This window comes from Psychrobacter immobilis (genome assembly GCF_003148585.1).
Taxonomy (GTDB): Bacteria; Pseudomonadota; Gammaproteobacteria; order Pseudomonadales; family Moraxellaceae; genus Psychrobacter; species Psychrobacter immobilis.
This window is the reverse complement of the sequence record NZ_QGGM01000003.1, coordinates 130,308-144,593: the sequence shown is the minus strand read 5'-3', so window position 1 is coordinate 144,593 and position 14,286 is coordinate 130,308. Positions and strand designations below refer to the sequence as shown.

The window sequence follows — 14,286 nt, the reverse complement described above, 5'->3', positions numbered from 1 at the left end:
CCGTCAAAAAAATTTACGTTAGTAATCGATATTTTAAGGAAAACTCATGCAAGCTTATAACACTCAAACGGGTATCGTTTGCCCATTAGATCGCGCAAACGTCGATACCGATCAAATTATCGCAAAACAGTTTTTAAAGTCTATTAAACGCACAGGATTTGGCGTCAATTTGTTTGATGATTGGCGTTATCTTGACGAAGGATATCCGGGGCAAGACAATAGCACACGCGTTATCAATCCAGAATTTGTGCTAAATAAGCCGCGTTATCAAGGCGCGACGATTTTGCTGGCACGCCGCAACTTTGGTTGTGGTTCTAGTCGTGAGCATGCGCCATGGGCGTTGTCTGAATATGGTTTTCGTACGGTGATTGCACCAAGCTTTGCCGATATTTTTTATAACAATTGCTTTAAAAACGGTATGCTACCAATTGTCTTGGATGAGGCAATTGTGGATACATTAATGAAGGCCACGCTTGCTAATGAAGGCTATGAGCTAACCGCAGATCTTGAACGGCAAGTCGTCGTCACCTCAACAGGTGAAGAATATGCATTTGACGTGGATGCTTTTCGCAAACATTGCTTGTTAAACGGGCTTGATGATATTGGTTTAACCTTGCAGCAAAGCGATGCCATTAAAGATTATGAGCATAAGATGATGCAAAAAACACCATGGATATTTAATGATGTACGAGCATAAGTAATGAATCTGCAAGCCATTACTTATAAAACTGCTGAACAGTAATAATGTAACGTTGAGTTATGGCGGTGAACTGGCTAAAATGAAGGGTAGTTTTTTTACGATATTTTATTATTTCTCTCATAAATAGTAGCCGCCATTATGAATAAAAAACGTTATGTTTTATGGACAAGTACGGTTGTTGCCGCAAGCTTATTGTTGTCAGGCTGTCAGCTATTGACTGGGTATCAGAAAATAGATGAGGCAGAAAACGCTAAAGCATGGGCAGGTAAGATTCAACCGATTGCGGGTGAAGTCAATATTGCCTGTATAGGAACTTATCATTGTGAAATTGCACGGATAGATAAGACACGAGTGATAGGGGCTGATACGCATGAGCCTATCAATCCTACCATGCTGGTCGCGATGCAAGATATGAGTGCAAAGGGCAAAAGTCATACCAGCAGTCATACCAACAATAAGCATGCACAAACATCAATGCACGCAAACATAGATATGACACCACTCGCTCATAAAAATGAGATTAAAATTGTACCTTTGTCTGCCTCAGGCATGCCGGGTCTAACCAATTATTATGCGCGAGTAAAACCTGCAAAACGCGAAGTACAGGTGAATTTCTATCCAGAAAACAATCTGGGCTATGTTGAGCGTTTTACTTTAATTCACGATTTTATTGACGCTGATACTTATCAATTACGGGCTTATCAGAAAAAATCTAACGATAATTCTGGCAGTTTATTAGACACCGCTTCACCACAGCCGCTATGTGTTGATCTGTATCAAGGCAACACTGTACAGCGCCGATTTTGTAAAGAGCTGTCTGCTGAGCATCAAGGAGAGTTTGTAGAAACTCGTATCGTGAAAGCATTGCCTGTATCATCGAAAGTAAAAGCCAAAGCTTAAAGCCTATTTGAGTTTCAAAAATAGTAAATTGACCACGATTTTTTGTGCTATTGAAGGCACTAAAAATCGTTCTTAGGAAAATATCATAAATTTATAGTATTAGGGCGTGTCCTCAATTCAATCGATTATCCTCTAAATGAGTTAAAAATGGCTAAATTTTGCCAAACATCGTTAACAAACATCGTTAAATAGCTTATCAATATCTCGATATTATTTGCGCTACTTTCCTTGTTTGACGGCAATTTTTATCACCATTTTTAAAATGAGGACATGCCCTAACATAAATAAAAATCTACCTACCCACAAGGATTAGTATGGCAACGATTTTAACATTAGCGGGCGATGGTATTGGTCCCGAGATCATGACTCAAGCCATTGACGTACTGAATGCGGTCAATAAGAAATTTGCGTTAGATTTGACACTTGAATCTGGATTGATTGGCGGTGTGGCCATTGACGCAACGGGCGAGCCTTTGCCAGATGAGACGCTAGACCGTGCCCGTGCAGCAGATGCGGTATTGTTAGGAGCGGTCGGTGGTCCTAAATGGGATGGTATTGAACGCAGCAAGCGCCCTGAACGTGGTTTACTTAAAATACGTGGTGAACTTGGTTTGTTCGCTAATCTACGTGTGGCAAAGCTTTACCCGCAGTTGGTCAATGCGTCTAGTATCAAACCTGAGATTATTTCAGGCTTGGATTTGCTTATCGTTCGTGAGTTGACTGGTGGTATCTATTTTGGTGAGCCACGTGGAATCCGCACACTAGAGAATGGTGAACAGCAAGGCTACAACACCATGGTCTATAGCACAAGCGAGATTCAGCGTATCGGCAAAGTTGCTTTTGAATTGGCAAAAACCCGTGCGCAAGCAGCAGGCACAGCAGCGAAAGTTTGCTCAGTGGACAAAGCAAACGTATTAGAAGTCACAGAGCTGTGGAAGCAGACGATTACCCAGATGCAGCAAGCAGATTATAGCGACGTGGCGTTATCGCACATGTATGCTGACAATGCTTGTATGCAATTGATCAAGAATCCTAAGCAGTTTGATGTCATGGTGACAGGCAATATGTTCGGTGATATCTTATCTGATGAAGCTGCTATGCTCACTGGATCTATCGGTATGTTGCCATCAGCCAGTCTTGATGAAGCAGGCAAAGGCATGTATGAGCCCTGTCATGGTTCAGCACCTGATATTGCTGGGCAGGACAAAGCCAACCCATTGGCGACTATTTTATCGGTTGCGATGATGCTGCGTTATACCTTTAAGCAAGAAGCAGCGGCACAAGCGATTGAGCAAGCAGTGAGTGATGTCCTTGATGACGGTTTGCGTACGCTTGATATTTTAGACCGTAGTGAAGCTGGATTGAAGCAAGTAGGGTGCCAAGAGATGGGTCAAGCAGTATTGGCTAAATTACTCTAATCCTACTATAGTAATATAGATTGAGTTTCCCCCTGTTTTATTTCGATAGGGAAAAATTCTCATCTTTATCGTTTATCGTCGTTATAAACCCATAGTTTGCTCAGCAAATTATGGGTTTTTTTTATGTTTATTTTAATCACTTTCTAGCGGTAACACACTAAACCAGATAGTTGTAAAAAAGTACTTGTTTTAACACAGACACCGCAGGACAAGGGCTTTATTAACATAAAGCTGTTATATGCTCACAAGGTAATATGACACTATAACAGCTTACAAACCACTAGAATCGCAGACTTTCACGTTAGAAGAGAGCTGATGAAAAGGTGTTTGAGTAAAGTTGGTTATGAAGGCGTTACAACTCAAAATAACAAGCCTTGATGACAACATAACAAAGTAACACTTATTATTTTTATAAAAAATTAGGAGCATGAGGTGTATCAATTAAAAAAAATCAGCACAGCAGTAGCGATGATTGGTTTTTCTACGGCAGTTTTTATGGGGCAAAGCGTTGCAGCACCACTGGATAGTGTAAATGCTAACAATCAAGCAACGACCAATAACTTTGACAAACAAGCACCGACCAATAACGATGAAGCCAGTATTAGCAAAAATAATGCTAATAAGGCGAATGCTGCTGAAGAAGTCAGCCCTGTGACCAATGGCGTTAGCCAAAAGTTAGCACGTGATAGCAAAACCGCAAATGCTTCGAACAAATTTTTACCTACTATTAAGTATACGACAGACAATTTATCAGTTGCTGCGCAAAAGGTGAATAAGGCCACTTGGAAAGAGGGGATGAGTATCGACCGTGTCATCGGTACTAAATTGCAAGCCTTATTAAATTGGCATCACAATGGTGTAGGCCCTGTTGATGGTTATTGGGGCAAAAATACTCGCAAGGCCATGCAAGCGTTTCAACAAGCAAATGGTTTGGCAGTCACTGACACGCTAAACAACGAAACATGGCAAGCGCTGACAAAGAATGAAAAACTCACGGTGCAGCCAGTGTTGGTCAGCTATCAGATAACTGATGCGGATGTTAATATTAAAATGACAGAAATACCAGCTGGTGCTGAAGCCAAATCCAAACTTGAGGGATTGTATTACGAGAGCATCACGGAAGGGCTAGCAGAAAAATTCCATATTAGTGAAAGCTATCTCAAAGCGTTAAACCCTAAGGCTAGCTTTACGGCGGGTGAAACCATCACAGTTTATAATCCTGGCAATCCAAATACCAAGCCTGTCAGTCGAGTCGTTGCTGATAAAGCCACTGAAACGCTATATGCCTATGATGATAAAGACAACTTAGTTGCCAGCTATCCGACCACAGTAGGTAGTACGGCAACACCGTCACCAACAGGGACGCATACGGTAGAGGTGAAGGTACATGAGCCTAATTATACTTATACTGCTAAAGACGGTAGCAAGTCTATTCTTCCACCTGGCCCTAATAATCCAGTGGGCTCGGTATGGATCGGGCTTAGTAAGCCTTCTTATGGTATTCATGGCTCACCAGATCCTGATCGTATCAGCCGTCAAGCTTCAGCGGGTTGTATACGCCTGACAAATTGGGATGCACTTGCTTTGCTAGGGGTGATCCAAAACGGTGCGACTGTCGAGTTTAAATAATGCCTCACTATTTCTTAATCATGCTACTTATTAATCATGATTTAAAAATTTGAAAGTAAGTCAACTCATAAAATTTAGACAAAAAAATACCGCTGAAATTTAGCGGTATTTTTTATGATAAAAACAAATAACTAAGACTGAATCACTAAAATATTGATAGGCAATAATGAGCAGGTTAGCATTTTCATTATTATTATCAGTTAAACCACCCAAGCGTCTATATCAGCTATCAGCGAAAAGAAGCCATTTAGCAACCAGCTGTATTTATATAAATGCTTTTATAACCATTTTAGTTTATAAGAAATTAGTTTTTGCCACGATAAGTAATACGACCTTTTGATAGGTCATAAGGTGTCATTTCGACCTTAACTTTATCACCTGTCAAGATACGGATATAATGCTTACGCATCTTACCTGAGATGTGAGCAATGATTTCGTGTCCGTTTTCTAAACGAACTCTAAACAGGGTATTTGGAAGGGTGTCAATGACTTCGCCTTCAAATTCAATAATATCGTCTTTTGCCATAGTTGGTATCAATCAATTAAAAATAAGCCCATATTATACGTAAGTTAGCGGATTAAAGCAATACAACACTAGGTTTTTACTTGACAGCCTGTAACCGTTATGTATGCCAACTCCTATTTATTCAGTCAGGTAAATTTAGCCAAATGGGGGTTAAAGGAGCATTTGGCAGTCGTTGTTGAAAATGCTCAGGATAGTAAGCATTGATAAAATATAGACCATCACCGGAGGCAGTAGGCGGTGCGATAGTACGATCTTTTTTGGCTAAAATATCTAAAAAGGCTTCTGGCTGCAACTCGTGTCGACCGATGGCATACAAGGTGCCCATTAAGTTACGAACCATGTGATGCAAAAATCCATCTGCTTGAATGTCAAAAACGATAAACTGACCATGAGTAAAGAGTCTTGCGTGACTGACTGAGCGTACTGGTTGATTAGACTGGCAAGCAGCGGCGCGGTAGCTACTAAAATCGTGAGTACCGACGATCTCAGCCGCCGCCAGTTGCATCGCTGCTAAATCGAGCGGTTCATAGATATGAGTGACTTGGTGATTCAAAATAGCAGGGCGCTGTGCTTGATTCAGTGTGATGTAGCGATAGCGACGGGCAATGGCACCAAAACGCGCATGAAAGTCGTCAGGCATTGGTTGAATCCACCGTAGGGCGATATCATCAGGCAATAGACTGTTTACCCCGCGCAGCCAGTTATGAGTAGGACGATAGGCACGTGTCGTAAAGTGGGCAATCATATTGCTGGCATGGACGCTTGCATCGGTACGACCAGCCGCGACGACCTCTACCGCCTCATTTGCGACTTTACCGATAGCGGTTTCTAACGCTTCTTGTACGCCTAATACTTCTCGTTGTCGCTGCCAGCCATGATAGCGCGTGCCCAAGAACTCAATTGCAATGGCTAATGTATAGGTTGTGGGCGTTTCAGCGTTGCTGCTGTTAATCTCGGACATGTTAATCTCGGACATGATTGGTATTGAATATTTTCGTATTGGCGCTTATAAAGTAAATATATTTAACGATAGTCTAACGTTTCTTGATAGTGGTGCCCGCCTGATTGACATTGTTCAACCAACGCTGTCTGCGCCGAGTGGGATTGTCATAACGCAGCAATAGCCATAATAATCGTGCATAGATAGCAGGAATCGTTAAGCGTCCGCCAGCAATTACATGATACTCATATTGCCAACTACCAGCCGCATAGCTGTCACTGACACCGCCAAATGGAGATTGGCTAGCGCATATCACCATGTGGCCGTTTTTATAAGCAAGCTCTAGTGCCTCTGCTAGCGCTTGCGAATAAGGAACATTACCTGCTCCAAATCCTAATAGGATAATGCCACATGGCGGCTGTGATAATAATGCCTGTAGCTGGCTAGTCATTACCTCAGTGTCGTTTGGCAAACAATATAAAGCATGAATGCGTGCTTGCTCAGCTCGAGATTCAATATGGTCAATCATTGCTTGCTGATCATCAAGCCAATGCTGGCGGCGGGTATCCGGTAAGTTTTTGATATAACTATTGGCAGGATAGGCGGCTCTGGAGTGACCCGTAAATGCCATCAAATCATGGCTATGAATTTTTTGTACCGTTTGCGCAGGCCAAGACTCACCGCCAAAAGCAATCTTCACACCCGACTCACCAGCAGCAGCCAGTTTTAGTGAATCGCTGAGGTTATCCCATGCGTCGCTATGGTCATCGATATCATAGGAATGTATCACCTCGCTGTCTAACAATGGGCGCATACTACCAGTGACGATTATACAAATATCACTGCCAGCAAACGCTTCTGCTAAAAACGCACCCAAATAACTCAAAGTATCTGTACCAGTGATAAGCACAAAACGCCTGTCGCCTTGTGCATAGGCTGCTAGCAAAAGCTGATAAAAATGTACAAAGTCGTTAGGGGTAAGCTGGCTACTGTCTTTAATTAAGGTGTTATCCAGCCATGAGATTTGAGGCCAGTGGTTAGCGTTATCTTGGTCAGTCAATAGCTTTTGTAAAGTCGGTAAGAATATTTCTGCTGATAACGGTGCTAAGGGTCGTCCATAGCTACCAAAAGTACCGCCAGCATAAATGAGTTGGACAGGATTGGATAATGTATTTGTCATAGCAGAAAATGGCATAGTATGAGCCGTAATAAAGAAGTATGTGATAAAAAAGAGAGTTTAAGGTTGGATGCTAATAGCGCTCAGTAATAATAAATAGTATAAAGGTTAAATGCAAAAAAAATCAGCAAGTATTCTTAGTGTTATAGAATACTTGCTGACAAAAGAACGATGGGGCTTTTACGCAGTACGATCTAGTAATACTTTTGCTTGGTTCTGTTGCTCACTAGTGCCCTGAATTAATACCTCATTCAATAAGCGTTTGGCACTGTCGTATTCACCCAATTGTAAATATTGGCCTGCCAAATCTAGCGTAACTTGGGTGCTATCTAATGATTTGACAAAGTCAAAGTCGGCCGCAAAGCGCGAGGAAAAGTCTTCTGCTGTTTCAGCAGCATCTTCGGCGGTAAGGGTAGACTCGTCCTCAATTGGAGCAACTGGGCTGAGTGCTGTTGAAGATTGAGTATCGAATTCATTGTCTAATAAAGAGTTATCATCGAATAGCAGCGGGGCTGTCGGTGTGACATTAGATTCTTCAGCAAGATTATATTCTGAATCATTATTATCAAGCGATTGTGCTTCGAGATTAATATTTTCAAAGCTCTCAGTTTCAAAGCTCTCAGTTTCGAAACGATCTTCTTCAATAATGAAGTTATCAGTGTCATTATTTTCTTCAAGTACAGGCGCTTCGCTTTCTGTTAATGTTTCTATGTTGTTTGATGCATCGAGACTGTCTAAAGACAAAGTGAAATCATTTTCTTCGTCATTCTGGACAGTGTTGATAGACAATGCTTCAGCAGTTTCGTCAACACCTTTATCGACATCAGTTGCTAGATCATCAAAGTCTAAAATGAACGCGTCATCTTCTAGCGTCATTTCATCGTTAATACTATCAGGGCGGTCTGGAATGACAGAATCCGTTGCCTGCGCATCAGTTTCTTCAGATGAATCAAAGCTGAAGTCAAAATCACTAAGATCATTGAGATCATTATCTTCTGCGGACACCGCGACATCATTATCAGTTATGTCGATATTGGCAGTGTTCAGGCTTTCGTCGTCCATCATCTCTAATGGTGATGTGACTGGTGCCGTATCAGTCGCCTCAGATGCGCCAATATTATTCTCTAAATCACTCAGCGTAAGATCAAAGTTATTTTCTACATTGTCGCTAGTAAGACTGGCCTCATAAGATGTGTTTGTTACTGACGAGTTAGACATACTGTCATCTATCAGCGTACTACGGTTATCTTCAGAGGTTGCTGGCTGATCAGATAGCGCGTTCTTACTATCGATTTGATTAATCGGTAAGTCAAAATCTATGCTTTCAAAATGGCTATTATCTTCTACGGGTGCCTCTTTTGCTGCGACTTGATTCTGCTCTTCCGAAAATAAAGCTTTTAACTCATCAGCTAGCGCAAGACTTTTTGGGTCGCTTTGCGTCTTGATGGCATCATAAACTTTGTTAAAGTTCTCTGGCTGATTAATAGTCGCGTATATGCTGAGTAATTTAACAGATAATTGACCATCATTCGGTTTTTCGCTTAGGCCGCGACTGAGGGTTTCAATGGCTTTGTCATAACGCTGTTGATCCATGAAGCGCTGGGCAATCGTAATATGATCAAACTTATTGTCATCATCTTTGCGGCTTTGGGCAGGAGTTTTGTGATCCGTTTTTGGCATCGGAGCTGGCGTAGCGGTACTCATTCCCGGCTGCGCTGAGGGCTTTTGCGCTTTCTTTTTGTACAATAGTAAACCGGCTACTATTAGAATAAGTACCAATCCGGCGATGATATATAGCATATTGTCCATAGTTACTCCCACGCCTATGATCACAGCACACTGCGTTGATCAGTTAGGCAATTATTGATTGCGTAGTTTTTTGAGACGAGCTTGGAGCTCAGCCAGTTTTTGGTTTTGTAATTGAATTTTTCTTGTATAGCTATCAAGTGCACTGCTGGTTTTTGACAGCTGCTGAGCTTGAGCTGCGGTACTTTGTCTTGAGGCCTTGAGCGTGGCTAATATATCTGTGCTGAGACCATTACCTGTTGTCGCTGCTGATGTTGCTTGGGTGCCATCTGCGTTGCCATTACGACCAGGTGCGAGCACTGAAAACTGTGCTTTTGGCAGAGTTTGTGTTTTAGTAATCATGGGTTTTTTACGCTGTTTAGCGACTTGATTTGTTTCAGACGGTTTTTTAGAGGGTGCTTTGGCAGCCTTTTTTACCACAGGTGTGTTTGCTCTGCGGCTATATTGTCTTTGCGCTTTAATAGCCGCTTCTAGTTTTTGTTGTGATGGTACAACATCGTAACTGGGTAAGCTAAGCTTGGCATCCGCTTTGAGTTGACCCGCGTCTTTATTAATAAAGGCATCAGGGTTTTGTGTCTGAATCTGCTTCATTACTGTTTGAATGTCTAAGTCATTTTCTTGCGCAATTTGCTGTGCAATAACCCATAGACTATCGTTGCGCTGTACTTGATATTGGGACGCAGTAGTAGTGCTGGCTGCCGTACTGATAGAGGCGTTGTTGGTGACACTAGATGGGACAGTGGCGACAGCTGTATTGCTAGTGTCAAGACTGGCTTTTGGTGTACTTGCTTTGTTGTCACTCGGCGTTGGCATAATAGGAGAAGCAGCCATCATGCCAGCTTCTGATTTGCTACTCGGCTGTATCTGGCGAGTGACTTGAATATTCAAAATATCGAGCTGTTTATCAGTGATAGTTGTCGCTGATAGACTATTATCTATTGGCATGGTCTTGTTATTGACTAGGGCTGTATCATTCGCTACATTCTTAGCAGAATTGAGGTCGATATTGCTGTTACCCATTGTGGTAACGTTGCCATTTGCACTCAAGCGACCATTGTCTAATCGACTGGTTGGATTACGATTATTGTCGTTAGCGTTAAGAGTATTGTTAACGTTGTTTAGACGACCGTTATCTAGTCGGCTAGGCGCATAAGCAAGATTGTTGCCTTGCGAGGTAGGAGTCGTTGTAGGCGCTTGGATATTAGGTACTGGCAATTTAGACGCCACCAACTCGCTCGTTGACGAGTGAGTAGTCGCTAGTATGGGCGATAATGTTAATGGCGGCGGTGCACCTTCTCTAACGGTCAACGGTTTAGCCGTATTAGAGGACACACTGGGTAGATTGGGTTTCTTTGCACCAGTAACAATATTTTTAGGCGTGTCAATGGGCAAACGGCTATTGAGCGGCATCAACAATGTCTTGGGAATGACGTTGCGTTGACCCTTATCATTTATGTTTAAAACCACATCAGCAAAAGGTGTAGATACAGGTTTTGAGGTAGTAATAAATACTTGACCGCTGGTCGCTGAGGTAGGTTTAAAACGTACGGTCATCGAATCAGTTTGGGCCAAGCCCATTTGCTGATAAATAATAGAGTTTGCCAAACTTGCTGAAAAGTCAGCGGCTCGGATATCACTGACCACAATGCTCGCAGCTAGCGGCTCATGCTGGGCGGAGGTCACAACAGTCTTACCAATCGTTGCAGCTTGCGCACTCGATACGAGAGCCGCATAGCCTACGGAACAAAGTAGTGCCATCGAGACCGCGCGATGTACCGTAGTCAACCGATGAGATAAATGACAAGACATGTGCAGACCTTTAAGATATAAGTTATCTGTGCTGTTATAACAAAATACCATTTAGTTTACCAGTTTATTTCACAACTGTTGTGGACAATGCAAAAAATGTTTGAGTATTGTTTAATCTCGCTTTCTGTCGAGCAGCATTGCATCGCCATAACTAAAGAAGCGATAGTGTTCTTTAATCGCATGTTGATAAGCATGTTCAATGGCATCTTTACCCGAAAATGCCGACACCAGCATTAACAACGTTGATTTGGGTAAATGGAAATTGGTCAACAGTCGATCTATCACACCAAACTTAAACCCTGGGTAAATGAATATATCGGTATCACCTGACCAGCTGGAGAGAGGCTGCCCATTAACGGCTGTTTTTTGATAAGCCGTTTCGAGCACGCGTGTGACCGTGGTGCCAATAGCGATGACTTGTTTACCATTCGCATGGGTTTGATTGATGAGCTCAGCGGTTGCTTGTGGTAAATGTGCATATTCACTATGCATGGTGTGATTGAGCAAGTTGTCCGTTTTTACTGGCGCAAATGTACCAGCGCCAACGTGTAAAGTCACAAAAGCCGTACGAATACCTTTTGCCGCAAGTTTACTCAGTACCGATTCATCAAAGTGTAAGCTTGCAGTCGGTGCAGCCACACTCGCAAGCTTGGTTGGATCATGAAAAACCGTTTGATAACGAGTATTGTCTGTCTCATCCGCATGGCGTTCAAAGTAGGGGGGAATAGGCAGCTCACCATAAAGCTCTAAATGCGGCAAGATCGGCGCATCAAACGCTAAAATAAATAAGTTGTCTTGACGACCAATCATCACCGCCTTCATATGACCGTCAGCAAGCTGCAAGTGTTGTCCAAGTTTGAGCGCTTTACTGGCTTTAACATGGCAAAGTGCAATATGTTCTTGATTCACGGCTTTGTCATTTGCAGCTTCTACAGATTTTTCAGCCTCTACATATAAAGTCGCTGTCTCTAAATCTGAGATATCAACCAAACGTTCAATCAATACTTCAAGCTTACCGCCAGTATCCTTTTGTCCGAAGAGACGCGCTTTCATCACCTTTGTATCATTAAATACAATCAAATCACCTTCATTTAATAACTCAGGTAACTCAGTGAATAAGCGATCTTCTACAAGCGCAGGGTCTTTTTGATTATTGGCGGGCAAATACAAAAGTTTTGAGGCAGAACGCTGTGAGAGAGGATAGCGTGCAATCAGGCTATCTGGCAGCTCATAATCATAGTCATCAACGCTCAAATAACTCAAATCATTGTTGTTTTTTTCGGCATCAATTGAGGCGGCAGTAGTAGGGTCTATAGTGTGAAAATCGGTCATAATCAATCTTTAAATGAATGTAAATTTTGGCGTAATTGTAGCAGAAACCATGTCATGAAAGGACAGTTTAGTAACGACTCATGCGCACAAAACGGTTTGTATATTAAATAGCCTAAGCATTAATTATTAGAATGAATAATTAACAAAAGCGATGAGCATCAGTATGTTAGTCAAACAAATTTAACTGCGGCAACAATTGGGCGGCAGGTGCCAATGAAGAGAAAGTAACACCGACTAAGCGGATAGGTAGCTCACGAGGAATGTCTAAAAACAGTTTGTCTAACCAATAATGGGCAGAATCAGCACTGTCAAAGGCAGTCGATAGCGTGTGTGAGCGGGTGATTTGAGTAAAGTCTGCGTATTTAACTTTTAGAGTAATGGTATAGGCGACCAGCTGTTTTTGTTGCAGTTGATGAAAGGCATCGGCATTCTGTTCATAAATTTGTATACGTAATTCATGGTTATCACTTAGATTGTCTTTGAATGTGGTCTCAGAACCCACAGATTTATGCGCGCGCTCAGATTTGACAGCACGCTCATCACGCCCATGGGCAATATCGTGATAAAACTGCCCACGCTTGCCGAACTCCTGCACCAAGACAGCCGCTTGCATTCGCTTGAGATCCGCGCCAGTACTTACACCCATCGCATGTAAGCGCTTGGCAGTGGCTTTGCCAATACCATGAAAGCGCTCGATAGGTAGCGTACTGATAAAGGCATCAGCGTCCGCTGGCGTGATAATTGCCGTACCATTGGGCTTATTGATATCAGAGGCAATTTTAGCCAACATCTTGTTAAACGACACACCTGCTGAGGCCGTTAATCCAGTATGCGCTAGTATTTGTGCCCTTAGCCAGTTCGCCATCAAGGTCGCTGAGCCTTTATGGACATGTAGCCCTGTAACATCGAGATACGCCTCATCTAGAGACAATGGTTCAACATGTGGCGTTAAGCGGTACATTATTTGGCGGATATCGCTACTAACTGCGCGATAAACCTCAAAACGTGGCCTTACAAAAATGACTTCTGGGCAACGTTTACGCGCCTCATAACAAGACATGGCAGAGCGTACACCAAATTTACGCACCTCATAGCTGGCTGCTGCGACCACACCGCGACCACTTGGGTCGCCACCAACCACCAGTGGCTTACCGCGCAGTTCAGGAAAGTCACGCTGCTCCACACTGGCATAAAAAGCATCCATGTCTATATGAATGATTTTACGAGGGCTAGCATTTATAGAAGTTGTCATACTCACTATTTTACCTGATTCAAGCGCTTTGATTGAATGTCAAAATTTGGATTTATCGATAGACTCCTTTGCTAGGTTAGCAGGACGCTAGCAATGATATATGATTAATTTTATATGTCATAAATCTTATATATCATAGAGTTAGTTAATGATAAACAGAGGTATTCATTCAAAAAAATCGTATTTACCAAACATATTTTTGTTCTTGAATTGTTTAGGTCTACTGTAAATCAAACTCATTTGTACTCTTGCACCACCTGTCGTATCCACCTCACCGTTTGTCATAAATCTCACATTTAGATGTTACAGTTTTGATTCTGGTGTTTTACAATATAGTATCCGTGCTAATGGATGACTGTAAAACAATAAGTAATGCCTTGTGCGCCTCTACGACCATGTAAAAAAGACATTGCTTATCGCTCATGCCAAGATCGAAAATGGAGTTTTGGTAAAATTAACTCTTTAAGAGCTTGATGTTAGAGAGTTTAGAATGACTAAGGAGCTGATGATGAATAATGAACTAAAAGGGAGCGATTTAACAAGGGCGATGCTAGCACGCGGCGATAAAAAAGTATGGTGTGCGGTTTGTGATGATAGTGATGAGCAAGCAATGATGGATCATTGTGGTAATGATTTTACGGCTTATATCGTATCATTTCGTGACGGATATTTTTATTGTAATGCTGGCATGCCGTGGGAGTTTGCCGTGCCCATTAAGATAATTGCGGTGCTGCAATCTGAAATAGAGAAGTAAGTATAACAATAATATTACCGGCACAAAAAAACCTCCTAATGAG

General features: G+C 42.2%; 12 protein-coding genes. 5 read left to right on the top strand and 7 right to left on the bottom strand.

Features of this window, described 5'->3' with window-relative positions; genetic code table 11:
- Positions 1-46: 46 nt before the first annotated feature.
- The 4 genes from leuD (at position 47) to C8D84_RS03985 (ending at position 4,647) form a co-directional block, all read left to right on the top strand.
- Positions 47-697 (top strand): 3-isopropylmalate dehydratase small subunit, encoded by a 651-nt coding sequence (leuD, locus tag C8D84_RS04000; RefSeq protein ID WP_109590246.1) that lies wholly within the window; start codon positions 47-49, stop codon positions 695-697.
- A gap of 141 nt (positions 698-838) precedes the next feature.
- Positions 839-1,600: a hypothetical protein gene (locus C8D84_RS03995; protein ID WP_109590245.1), complete on the top strand. Its 762-nt coding sequence runs from the start codon at positions 839-841 to the stop codon at positions 1,598-1,600.
- Positions 1,601-1,914: 314 nt separating this feature from the next.
- Complete coding sequence (gene leuB / locus C8D84_RS03990) at positions 1,915-3,018, top strand: 3-isopropylmalate dehydrogenase (protein ID WP_109590243.1); 1,104 nt, start codon at positions 1,915-1,917, stop codon at positions 3,016-3,018.
- Between the two features lie 432 nt (positions 3,019-3,450).
- Positions 3,451-4,647: a L,D-transpeptidase family protein gene (locus tag C8D84_RS03985; RefSeq protein ID WP_109590241.1), complete on the top strand. Its 1,197-nt coding sequence runs from the start codon at positions 3,451-3,453 to the stop codon at positions 4,645-4,647.
- Positions 4,648-4,951: 304 nt separating this feature from the next.
- Here the strand turns inward: C8D84_RS03985 and infA are convergent, their stop codons facing one another.
- From infA to dinB, 7 genes are all read right to left on the bottom strand, one after another.
- Entirely contained in the window at positions 4,952-5,173 is a 222-nt protein-coding gene (infA, locus tag C8D84_RS03980; RefSeq protein ID WP_045446828.1) for a translation initiation factor IF-1, read from the bottom strand.
- 121 nt (positions 5,174-5,294) lie between these two features.
- Entirely contained in the window at positions 5,295-6,134 is an 840-nt protein-coding gene (truA, locus tag C8D84_RS03975; protein WP_109590239.1) for a tRNA pseudouridine(38-40) synthase TruA, read from the bottom strand.
- Between the two features lie 73 nt (positions 6,135-6,207).
- The gene (locus C8D84_RS03970) at positions 6,208-7,293 is read right to left on the bottom strand and encodes an asparaginase (RefSeq protein WP_109590458.1); all 1,086 of its coding nucleotides are present in this window, start codon (positions 7,291-7,293) and stop codon (positions 6,208-6,210) included.
- Between the two features lie 177 nt (positions 7,294-7,470).
- The gene (locus tag C8D84_RS03965) at positions 7,471-9,099 is read right to left on the bottom strand and encodes a FimV/HubP family polar landmark protein (protein ID WP_109590237.1); all 1,629 of its coding nucleotides are present in this window, start codon (positions 9,097-9,099) and stop codon (positions 7,471-7,473) included.
- A 51-nt stretch (positions 9,100-9,150) separates the two neighbouring features.
- On the bottom strand, positions 9,151-10,905 hold the full coding sequence (locus C8D84_RS03960) for a type IV pilus assembly protein FimV (RefSeq protein WP_109590235.1): 1,755 nt from the start codon (positions 10,903-10,905) through the stop codon (positions 9,151-9,153).
- A gap of 111 nt (positions 10,906-11,016) precedes the next feature.
- Entirely contained in the window at positions 11,017-12,237 is a 1,221-nt protein-coding gene (queA, locus tag C8D84_RS03955) for a tRNA preQ1(34) S-adenosylmethionine ribosyltransferase-isomerase QueA (protein WP_109590233.1), read from the bottom strand.
- Positions 12,238-12,403: 166 nt separating this feature from the next.
- Complete coding sequence (gene dinB / locus C8D84_RS03950) at positions 12,404-13,489, bottom strand: DNA polymerase IV (protein ID WP_109590231.1); 1,086 nt, start codon at positions 13,487-13,489, stop codon at positions 12,404-12,406.
- 508 nt (positions 13,490-13,997) lie between these two features.
- On the opposite strand from dinB, the gene C8D84_RS03945 reads away from it, so the two are divergent.
- Entirely contained in the window at positions 13,998-14,243 is a 246-nt protein-coding gene (locus C8D84_RS03945) for a hypothetical protein (RefSeq protein ID WP_109590229.1), read from the top strand.
- The last annotated feature ends 43 nt before the right edge of the window (positions 14,244-14,286 follow it).

Excerpts from the sequence above, each read along its gene's own strand:
- C8D84_RS03965 (WP_109590237.1), bottom strand. The coding sequence starts at position 9,099 with ATGGACAATATGCTATATATCATCGCCGGATTGGTACTTATTCTAATA.
- C8D84_RS03995 (WP_109590245.1), top strand. The coding sequence starts at position 839 with ATGAATAAAAAACGTTATGTTTTATGGACAAGTACGGTTGTTGCCGCA.
- leuD (WP_109590246.1), top strand. The coding sequence starts at position 47 with ATGCAAGCTTATAACACTCAAACGGGTATCGTTTGCCCATTAGATCGC.
- leuB (WP_109590243.1), top strand. The coding sequence starts at position 1,915 with ATGGCAACGATTTTAACATTAGCGGGCGATGGTATTGGTCCCGAGATC.
- infA (WP_045446828.1), bottom strand. The coding sequence starts at position 5,173 with ATGGCAAAAGACGATATTATTGAATTTGAAGGCGAAGTCATTGACACC.
- C8D84_RS03945 (WP_109590229.1), top strand. The coding sequence starts at position 13,998 with ATGAATAATGAACTAAAAGGGAGCGATTTAACAAGGGCGATGCTAGCA.
- truA (WP_109590239.1), bottom strand. The coding sequence starts at position 6,134 with ATGTCCGAGATTAACAGCAGCAACGCTGAAACGCCCACAACCTATACA.
- C8D84_RS03970 (WP_109590458.1), bottom strand. The coding sequence starts at position 7,293 with ATGACAAATACATTATCCAATCCTGTCCAACTCATTTATGCTGGCGGT.
- queA (WP_109590233.1), bottom strand. The coding sequence starts at position 12,237 with ATGACCGATTTTCACACTATAGACCCTACTACTGCCGCCTCAATTGAT.
- dinB (WP_109590231.1), bottom strand. The coding sequence starts at position 13,489 with ATGACAACTTCTATAAATGCTAGCCCTCGTAAAATCATTCATATAGAC.
- C8D84_RS03960 (WP_109590235.1), bottom strand. The coding sequence starts at position 10,905 with ATGTCTTGTCATTTATCTCATCGGTTGACTACGGTACATCGCGCGGTC.